Raw genomic sequence first — 315 nt, forward strand, 5'->3', positions numbered from 1 at the left:
GGTGTACAGAACTCGATCGATCCTATTCTCCTGCAGTATGAGGGGAGAAACTATTTGGTATGGGGCAGCTTCCGGGGAATATATGTTATTGAACTGACTACGGATGGGTTGTCGATCATGCCGGGAGCGAAAAAAAAGAGAATAGCGGGAACTGCTTTTGAAGCTGTTTATATCCATAAGCACGACGATTATTATTATATGTTTGCCTCCATAGGAAGTTGTTGTCAAGGAGTGAAAAGTACATATAAAGTCGTAGTGGGACGTTCCAAGAAAGTATGGGGCCCGTACAAAGACAAGACTGGTAAACCGATGTTG

1 protein-coding gene is annotated in these 315 nt (G+C 43.5%); it reads left to right on the forward strand.

The genetic code is table 11. From position 1 onward, the window contains the following. Positions 1-315: family 43 glycosylhydrolase (locus AB5935_RS26890; RefSeq protein ID WP_368327964.1), on the forward strand; the 315-nt coding region annotated here is incomplete at both ends.

This window comes from Phocaeicola sp. RTP21198st1_B8_RTP21198_201120 (assembly GCF_040929485.1).
In the GTDB taxonomy this organism is placed as follows: domain Bacteria; phylum Bacteroidota; class Bacteroidia; order Bacteroidales; family Bacteroidaceae; genus Phocaeicola; species Phocaeicola dorei.